7 protein-coding genes are annotated in these 8,998 nt (G+C 58.6%); 5 read left to right on the plus strand and 2 right to left on the minus strand.

The features are described 5' to 3' along the window. Nucleotides 1–141 precede the first annotated feature (141 nt). The 4 genes from BS629_RS01680 to repC all read left to right on the plus strand — a co-directional run bounded on the left by BS629_RS01680 (nt 142) and on the right by repC (nt 5,440). Complete coding sequence (locus BS629_RS01680; protein ID WP_077987922.1) at nt 142–1,290, plus strand: site-specific integrase; 1,149 nt, start codon at nt 142–144, stop codon at nt 1,288–1,290. 543 nt (nt 1,291–1,833) lie between these two features. Then, nucleotides 1,834–3,048, plus strand: a complete 1,215-nt coding sequence (gene repA / locus BS629_RS01690) for a plasmid partitioning protein RepA (protein WP_077987924.1) — start codon at nt 1,834–1,836, stop codon at nt 3,046–3,048. Further along, on the plus strand, nt 3,045–4,070 hold the full coding sequence (gene repB / locus BS629_RS01695) for a plasmid partitioning protein RepB (RefSeq protein ID WP_077987925.1): 1,026 nt from the start codon (nt 3,045–3,047) through the stop codon (nt 4,068–4,070). Before repA ends, repB begins: the two co-directional genes overlap by 4 nt. 155 nt (nt 4,071–4,225) lie before the next feature. Beyond that, nucleotides 4,226–5,440 (plus strand): plasmid replication protein RepC, encoded by a 1,215-nt coding sequence (gene repC, locus BS629_RS01700; RefSeq protein WP_077987926.1) that lies wholly within the window; start codon nt 4,226–4,228, stop codon nt 5,438–5,440. 250 nt (nt 5,441–5,690) lie between these two features. Here repC and BS629_RS01705 read toward each other — a convergent pair whose 3' ends face one another. Next, nucleotides 5,691–6,608, minus strand: a complete 918-nt coding sequence (locus BS629_RS01705) for a nucleotidyl transferase AbiEii/AbiGii toxin family protein (protein ID WP_077987927.1) — start codon at nt 6,606–6,608, stop codon at nt 5,691–5,693. Then, nucleotides 6,598–7,434 (minus strand): type IV toxin-antitoxin system AbiEi family antitoxin domain-containing protein, encoded by an 837-nt coding sequence (locus BS629_RS01710; protein ID WP_041936621.1) that lies wholly within the window; start codon nt 7,432–7,434, stop codon nt 6,598–6,600. The genes BS629_RS01705 and BS629_RS01710 overlap by 11 nt, the downstream gene beginning before the upstream one ends. Nucleotides 7,435–8,596: 1,162 nt before the next feature. On the opposite strand from BS629_RS01710, the gene BS629_RS01715 reads away from it, so the two are divergent. Beyond that, nucleotides 8,597–8,998, plus strand: a 402-nt coding sequence (locus tag BS629_RS01715) for a ParB/RepB/Spo0J family partition protein (protein ID WP_158081443.1), incomplete at its 3' end; no start/stop codon positions are given.

Consider the following 8,998-nt stretch of genomic DNA (forward strand, 5'->3'; position numbering starts at 1 on the left):
AAGATTCCACTGATCTTGGCAGGTAATAAACCGTATCATTCCAAGGAAATTGATTCTGCTTAATCAAGCTGATCGACAAGCAAGAATCGGGGAAAATCACGGGCCCTGGAGGCCGCCGAAACCGCGATTTGGGGACGCCCTGTGGCCAAAGCCAAAAAATCACTGACCGCCGTCGAGCGCCGCTCGGAAGAACTCGACACCATCGCCGCGGTGCTGCCGCTCGAGCGCCGCGACGAGCTCGCCGAGCTGCTCACCGACCAGGACGTCGAGACGCTGCGCCATCTCGTCAACCAGGGCATGGGCGACAACACACTTCGCGCCCTGACCTCGGATCTCGCCTATCTGGAAGCCTGGGGACTGGCGGCGACCGGACAATCGCTGCCCTGGCCGGCACCCGAGGCGCTGCTGCTCAAATTCGTCGCCCACCATCTGTGGGCTCCGGAAAAACGTGCCGCCGATCCCGATCACGGCATGCCGGCCGACGTCGACGAAGACCTTCGGAGCCAGGGTTTTCTCAGATCCGCAGGCCCGCACGCGCCATCGACGGTGCGCCGGCGGCTGGCGAACTGGTCGACGCTGACCAAATGGCGCGGTTTTGACGGCGCCTTCGCCTCCCCTGCCCTCAAATCAGCCATTCGGCTGGCGATCCGAGCCGTGCCAAGACAACGTCTTCGCAAGAGCGCCAAGGCCGTCACCGGCGACGTGCTGGCAAAGCTGCTGGCGACCTGCGCCACGGACAGCCTGCGCGATCTGCGCGACCGGGCGATCCTGATGGTCGCCTTTGCCTCCGGCGGCCGCCGGCGCAGCGAGATTGCCGGCTTGCGGCGCGAGCAGCTAACCATCGAGCCGCCGATCGAGGAGCCGGACGGTCCTCCCCTCCTCTCTCTGGCTATCCATCTCGGCCGCACCAAGACCAGCTCGGGCGAGGAGAACGACGTCGTCTACCTGACCGGCCGGCCGGTGGAGGCGCTGAATGCCTGGATGACAGCTGCGAAGGTGGAAAGCGGCAGCGTGTTTCGGGGGATCGGGCGATGGGGAACGGTCTCAAAGCGGGCGATCGATCCGCAATCAGTCAATGCGATCATCAAGCAGCGGGTGGAAATGGCCGGGCTGAAGGCTGGGGAGTTTTCCGCCCACGGCTTGCGGTCGGGATTTCTCACTGAGGCGGCCATCCGCAACATCCCGCTCCTCGAAGCCATGGAACAGTCGCGTCATCGGTCAGTGCAACAGGCGTCGAACTACTACAACAACGCTACACGTCCAAGCGGACGCGCCGCCCGTATGCTGTGACGCTGGCTTCTGTTCTGTGTCCGAAGATAACGAAAGGTCTCCCGCTCGAGCAAAAGTGTGTCTATTTGCGTGAGCACCTCGTGCCAAAACTTGCTAACAGAGTAGGTAACCATAGCCCTCCCTCGAGTGCGATCAGTAGGTCGACGGTTTCACTCCCGGGTCGGCGCGTGCTTTGAGTGAGAGCTCCCCTCGCCGCTCTGCATCGTAGTGAATAAAGTTCGTTGGCAAACAGGTCGATTCGGCCGAGATCTCAATGTGTTCCGCGGCAAGAGTTACTACGGCTGGATTAAGCGAGCACTTTGGCTTGCGCTTTTCCAACGCGGGAGAGGAATCGCAGTTTCTCTCGGATAGCTAGATAACTCCTTGTTTTTCATGGATGCGAGGCTCGAAACCATCGATTTCACGGGAAGGACCAGTCAGTGTATTAACTGCTTGTTAACCAAAAAACTCTTGCCCGGCTGACAGAATCGGGGCCTATTGCCATCGGCGGAATTCTTTCGATTTGTCGCTTCAAACCGCCACTGGCAGGAAACGGGTTATGGGATGGCGAAAAACGCCGTAAAGACAGCGTCGGAACTCGAAGGATTGACCGCTTTGATGGAGCGGCATGCTGAGGCCCTGTCGGGACAATTGCAAGCGCATCATGTCAAGGTCTTTCCGCCGTCTGCAGAGAAAGGCATCCGAGGGTTTGGGCCGTCGGAGGCCGCAAAGCTTCTCGGCGTCAAAGAATCCTATCTTCGCCAAATCGCTTCCGACATGCCGGAACTGAACGTCAGTACGGGGGCGGGCGGCCGTCGTATATTTTCGATCGAGGATATCCATGAGATCCGGAAGCATATGGATCAGGTGGGTCGCGGCAATCGACGCTACCTGCCCCACCGGCGCGATGGCGAGCAACTGCAAGTCATTTCCGTGATGAATTTCAAGGGTGGGTCGGGCAAGACCACGACGTCGGCACATCTGGCCCAGTATCTTGCGATGCGGGGATATCGCGTGCTCGCGATCGATCTCGATCCTCAGGCCAGCCTGTCCGCCTTGTTCGGCAACCAGCCGGAAATTCATGTAGGTCCAAACGAAACGCTCTACGGCGCCATTCGCTACGATGAAGAGCAGCGCCCGATCGAAGAGGTAGTCCGGGGAACCTACATACCCGATCTCCATCTCATTCCCGGCAATCTTGAGCTTATGGAGTTCGAGCACGACACACCGCGCGCCCTAATGAGCCGCAAGGAAGGCGATACGCTTTTCTACGGGCGGATCAGCCAGGTCATCGAGGACATCGCGGACAATTACGACGTCGTCGTCATCGACTGCCCTCCCCAGCTCGGCTATCTCACGCTTTCGGCGCTGACCGCCGCAACGTCGATCCTGGTGACCGTGCATCCGCAGATGCTCGATGTCATGTCGATGAACCAGTTTCTGGCAATGACGTCAAACCTGCTGCGGGAAATCGAAAATGCTGGCGCCAGGTTCAACTTCAACTGGATGCGGTATCTTATCACCCGCTTCGAGCCGAGCGACGGCCCACAAAACCAGATGGTAGGTTACCTCCGGTCGATCTTCGGCGAGAACGTGCTCAATTTTCCGATGCTGAAAACGACGGCTGTCTCCGATGCCGGGCTGACAAACCAGACTCTTTTCGAAGTCGAGCGGGGCCAATTCACGCGTTCCACCTACGATCGCGCCTTGGAGGCGATGAACGCCGTCAATGACGAGATCGAATCTTTGATCAAAAAAGCGTGGGGTAGATCCACATGAGCCGAAAGGACATTTTGGGCGTTTCCGCAACTATACCGACCGCGCCTTCGCCGAACGATCCGCAAGCGCCAAAAAGCCGAACCATGCCGCTTCTCGGCGTGGCCCGCAAAGACCGTGACCCCGCGACCAAGCTGACCGCCAATATCGGCAACGCTTTGCGCGAGCAGAACGATCGCGTGGAACGAGCCGAGGAAATTGAACGGCGTCTTGCCGAGGGACAGGCAGTGATCGATCTCGATCCGAAGGTTATTGACCCTTCGTTCATGCAGGATCGGATGCCGGGTGACATTGATGGGCTGCTCGCGTCTATCAAGGAACAGGGTCAGCAGGTGCCAATCCTCGTGCGCCCTCATCCGCAGACGTCCGGCCGCTATGAAGTTGCCTTCGGCCATCGCCGCTTGCGCGTGGTGACGGAACTCGGTCTAGCGGTCAAGGCGGTCGTGCGGGATTTGACGGACGAGCAGCTGGTGGTTGCCCAAGGTCAGGAAAATAACGAGCGCCAGGATCTATCCTTTATCGAGAAGGCGCGCTTTGCCGCCCGCCTGAAAGAACGTTTTACCCGCGACTTGATCATCTCATCGATGTCAGTCGACAAAGGCGATCTCTCCAAGATGCTCTCCATCATCGAGGCCCTTCCCTCCGACTTGATCGATGCCATCGGCCCTGCCCCCGGTATCGGCCTCAGAAGCTGGCAGGAACTGGCAGAGCTGATCGATAAGACCTCCTCGGCCGACAACGTCCTCGAGCACGTGCGTTCCAGCGAGTTGCAGTCACTTCAGTCCGCAGAGCGATTCAAGGCGCTGATTGCATATCTGAAGCCGCGCGGGTTGGAACGCGGTCTCCCTGAGGTCATGTCGAGCCCTGCTGGCGAGCGCCTGGCGCAGGTGAAGCAGAGCAAGGCGAAGGTGGAAATCATGATCGATCGGAAGGCGATGCCGGACTTTGCGGCCTTCGTGCTCGAACAACTGCCGGCGCTTTATGAAGCGCACCGTGCGAAACAGAAACAGAAGAAGGAAGCGTAACGCGCAAAAGAAAAGAGCCCCCTCAACGTTGCCGTCGCGGAAGCCCTTCTGTCTCTTTAGCACGAACAGAATCGCATTTCCTCGAATCCTCGTCAAGAGTCTTTGGCACCGATCTGGTGAGCAAATTTCTTTTGCCTGCTGAAAGGTAAGAGACGATGCAAACGGGAAATGTGACGACGCCCTTTGGGCGGCGGCCGATTTCGCTTGCCCTGGTCAGACGACAGCAAACTGTTGCCGAGATCAAGGCGGGGAAGTCGGCAGAGAAGTGGAAAGTCTTTCGCGACGTTTCGGCGGCAATGGCTCTGCTTGGCATTCAGTCCAACAGCTTGGCGGTGCTTGACGCCTTGCTGAGCTTCTATCCGGAAAACGATTTGCGCCAAGACGTGCCGCTGATCGTTTTTCCGTCGAACGCGCAGCTGTCATTGCGTGCCCATGGCATGGCGGGTTCCACCCTCCGACGGCATCTTGCCGTGCTTGTTGAGGCCGGCCTGATCGTTCGAAAAGATAGCGCCAACGGCAAGCGCTACGTACGCAGAGACCACACGGGTGATATCGAGAACGCCTTCGGTTTCGATCTTTCGCCATTGCTGTCTCGCGCGGAAGAGCTCGCCATGTTGGCGCAGCAGATCGTCGCGGAGCGCGCCGCCTTCAAGAGGATGAAAGAGAATCTGACGATCTGCCGGCGCGACGTGCGCAAGCTGATTTCGGCTGCCATGGAGGAAGGGGCAGAAGGCGATTGGCAGGCTATCGAAGACATTTACGTCGGGCTGATTGCTCGACTACCACGCACACCATCGCCCGCTGATGTGCGGGCAATCCTGGAAGAAATGCAGATGCTGAAAGAGGAGGTGCTCAACCGGCTGGAAAATCAGGAAAAGGCGGAAAAATCTAGCGGCAATGCTGCCCATATCGAGCAGCACATACAGAATTCAAAACCCGAATCCATCAATGAACTTGAACCTAGCTCAAGAAAAGAGCAGGGGGCAAAATCGAGCGAAGGAAATGGGGGCAAGCGAGAGCCGTTAAAGGCGTTTCCACTCGGCCTGGTGTTGAAAGCTTGCCCGCAGATTATCGATTATGGGGCTGGCGGCGCGATCGGGACCTGGCGCGAGTTGATGTCCGCAGCAGTCGCGGTCCGGTCGATGCTGGGGATCAGCCCATCGGCCTACCAGGAGGCGTGTGAGGTCATGGGGCCGGAAAATGCGGCGGTCGCGGTTGCCGGCATTCTGGAGCGAGCAAACATGATCAATTCTCCGGGCGGATACTTGCGGGATCTCACGCGGCGGTCTGAGCGAGGCGAATTTTCGCTGGGACCGATGATCATGGCCTTGTTGAAGGTGAATGGTCTGGCGCAAACGAGAGCGGGGTAGGGCGGTCGGGCCATTTCGAAGAGAACCGCGGGGACGGTTGGCTCCGTAGAGAAGTTGGTCGCGACCAACTCTGCTAAACCTTTGTAGTCGCTGGGTTTTTGAAATTCGACATTTTTGAGCGAAATCACCAGCTGGAAGTACGGCCTTCGAGGAAGACCGAAGGGGTAATTTCCGATAGGCGCGGCGTCGGGCGCTAGGAGAAGTGAGCCAGCCGTCGGATCATCGATCCTGCAGATCTGCCAAAGGCGCATCATCGTGTGAAGAGGCGCTCGATCTCCTCGTGCTGTTCGGCGTGTTTAGGCGGATTGTCGTTCCTTAGTTTTTGCAGGTTGAGGATCTTCCAGCGGACAGCCGGCAAGGCGAGGGCGTGCGGCAAGCCGATGGCCTCGAAGTCGGGGTCACCATCGTGAAGGGACAGCAGAAACGTGCGGGCCTTGTCATCAAGGCGCGCCTGGATGTCCTTCAGGAACCGCTCCCGGACATCCAGCAATTCGTCCAGCGAGACTTTCTCGATTGTCATCCCATCGAATTCTTGATTGAAGACATGTGCAACGTCGGCCCTATTTGGCTGCAGCAGCTCGTGGGGCGGGCGTCCGGAGCTCGCCACGTAGACGAGGAAGGTGCGAAACAGCGGGTCCGTCAGTCCCTCGTGTTCATAGAGCAACTTGATGTCGAATAGATCGCGCGGATGCTGGCGATCGACTGCTGCATGCATCTTGCCACCGAAGAGATCTTCGAAGGCGACAACCTGCATTTCTGCAAAGCCAAACTGGTCTTCGACTCGCTCGCTGACCCTGCGTTGTTCGACGGGGTGCACCGTGCCACGGGCGACTGGAGAGGTTTCGATCTTGATTGCGGTCTGGCCCCGCCTCACCTCGACGCGCGTATCGCCGCCGCCACCGCCGGCTATTCGCCTAGCCCGGACGCCCTTGATGCTTTCGACCTCCCCAGCGATCCGGTCGAGGGCCGCGTCGATTTCGGCCAAACTCTCGTCCCTTGGTTTGAGCGGAAGGTAGGTCAGGTCGATATCGACCGAGAGACGCGGGAGATCTCTGTAGAAGAGATTGATGGCGGTTCCACCCTTCAAGGCGAAAACTGGTTCGTCGGCAATCATCGGCAAAGCCTGGACGAGGAGCTCGAGCTGGGAAATATACTGGTCACGGGCCATCGTTGCCCTCCGGCTTCCCTGGAAGATACTCTTCGGGAATGGTGATGCGGTATGTGGGATGCAGTTTACCGCCCTTGATGAATGAGCGGTCGCCGCTTCCAAGTTCGATGATCGACCGCTCGACATGCTTGAGCCAGGCATGCTCGTGGCGGTCGGCAAAGACAAAGAAAAGCCTTTTCACCTGGACCTTGGTGCAGTCGGCCAGAAGCTCGGTGATACGGCGCGGGCGCAGGTTGGTCAGACCCTCGAAGATCGTATCGATGTTATGAAAGCTTTCGTTGTCCGGCAGTTCGTCCAGCGCTTCGAGGATGGCCCGCTCCGGCGTTGAAGCGCGTATCGTCCAGTTCTGTAGAAACAGAATGGCGTTGCCGTCCGGTTCAGCCGCCAGTGGTTCGATCCCAAGATTCGCCGTCTTGAAGAGTCGCGTGCTGCGCAGGACGGGGAGGCCATTGGTGGGGAGATTCGCGAGCCATCGGGGAGCATCGCCATAGATGAAGACTTTTTCGGCGGCCCCTAGCGCCAGGTAATGCACATGCCCGCGAAGTCCGAGCGCCGTGCGGCCGCCGACATGGAACGGGTAATTCATGATCGTCTGTGCAGACATGACCGCAATGCGCCAGTCGATACGTTCTTCTGCCGAACCATCCCGCCCTGAGGGACGCCGATAAACGCCATGCATGACGGGCTCGAGCCAGCCTCGGCGGAGATAGTCATGTGTCGAGCTCCGGCGGATTTCCATTTTCCGCATCCATGCAGAATCCACGATGAAGCCTGCCGGGACCTCGTCCAGCATCGACTTTAACTTATCGCGTTTTTGTTCGCTCATGACGGACAAAAATGGCACCTTTAAAAGTGGTGCGCAAGGAGACTTTATAAGAAAGGAAAATTGTCCGTTCCAAACGGACTTTCAAGGCCGATCTGGCGGCGGTGAAGCCCGCCCGTCATCGTTCGTTTTGAAGCCATTTTGCCCAAGGCTGTAGGAAGGCGCGACAGTTCTTCATGGCCACGCGCAGAAAATGCCGGCTTCGACCTTGCGATCCTTCCCTTTCGTATTCACGAAGCAGAACGCCCGGACCGGGACGCCAGATGTGCTTCGACGATCTTCGGCGAGGTACAGCACGCTGCCATTAGCACAGCCCCTGCAGTCAGTCCCGCTGGCAATTCGAGAGCAGCTCTCACGTCGGCAGGCAGACCTCCTTTCGAAAGGTCCGGGAGGCCCGTTCCGCATCGGTAGATGGTGGTATCGCCAGACGTCGGGTTGGTAGAATGGCACTTGGGAGATCGGCTGCTCGCCGATGTTTTTCCGAATTGCCGCAGCCAATCGACTGCTTAGGACGCTGTCGTTCAAATGCCCGAGTGTATGCCTCATCGGCGTTCATCTCCTGGCGATCGAACGCTCGGGCGAGCGCGCCATCCCGGTCCACTGACACATTCTTATCCCGGTCCCGAACCGCACATAATTTCTCAAATTCGCTAGTCCCTTGGCTCTTCTGCGCTATCGGCTGCGGTTTGCTCGTTGGGGTGATTTTCCTATTTTAGTTTGGCCTGGCTCTTAATGCGGGCGGAACAAAAGAAGAACATAATTAGTATTCTTACGCGCATGAAGTCCTATTCAACGCGATCCTGGGGAAGGCCGTGGACAATGTCGCTCGCGCGCAACGCCGGGGGAGGAACTGAGGGAGCGGATTGCACACCTGGACGCTCCCTTCGCTTTAGCACCTCGTGCACAACGCGTCGCGGATCGGTTCGACTGGCATCGTCTTCGGCCCGGGCTGTCGGCAACGCTGAAGCATGGCCGTGCCAGTCTTCACCCGAGGGCTTCGATCCCTGACGCAGCATTACCGGGTCTTGGCCGAAAGGGAAGCTTCGCCAGTGGAAGCGGTGGGACATGGTGAGAAGGCGGTAGAGGAAGAGGAGGGACGGGAAAGCTATGACGGATTGAGAGGGTTGGAGAGAGGCTCCGCCCGGTCCGTCATGGAGAAACCGACATGGCCCAGGCCATTCAGAAAATCACCCTCAGCGCAGCCCGGGATATTCCCTTCAACAAGCTGGTGCTCAGCCAGCAGAACGTCCGCAAGATCAAGGCGGGCGTCTCAATCGAGGACCTGGCGGAAGACATCGCCCATCGCGGTCTACTGACCAGCCTAAATGTCCGCTCCGAACTCGATGGCGATGGCAACGAGACCGGAATTTATCGCATTCCGGCGGGCGGGCGCCGGTATCGTGCCCTCGAGCGCCTGGTCGCGCAGAAGCGGTTGGCCAAAACCGCCGGCGTTCCCTGCATCGTCAGCAAAGGCGAAACTCTCGAAGTCGAGGACTCGCTCGCCGAAAACGTCCAGCGCGTCAGCCTACATCCGCTCGATCAGTTCCGTGCTTTCCAGACCTTGCGG

The sequence above is a fragment of the Rhizobium leguminosarum bv. viciae USDA 2370 genome (assembly GCF_002008365.1).
Lineage (GTDB): Bacteria > Pseudomonadota > Alphaproteobacteria > Rhizobiales > Rhizobiaceae > Rhizobium > Rhizobium leguminosarum.

Bases quoted from the DNA above. Each gene is read 5' to 3' on its own strand.
- repA (WP_077987924.1), top strand. From the start codon at position 1,834: ATGGCGAAAAACGCCGTAAAGACAGCGTCGGAACTCGAAGGATTGACC.
- repB (WP_077987925.1), top strand. From the start codon at position 3,045: ATGAGCCGAAAGGACATTTTGGGCGTTTCCGCAACTATACCGACCGCG.
- repC (WP_077987926.1), top strand. From the start codon at position 4,226: ATGCAAACGGGAAATGTGACGACGCCCTTTGGGCGGCGGCCGATTTCG.
- BS629_RS01705 (WP_077987927.1), bottom strand. From the start codon at position 6,608: ATGGCCCGTGACCAGTATATTTCCCAGCTCGAGCTCCTCGTCCAGGCT.
- BS629_RS01710 (WP_041936621.1), bottom strand. From the start codon at position 7,434: ATGAGCGAACAAAAACGCGATAAGTTAAAGTCGATGCTGGACGAGGTC.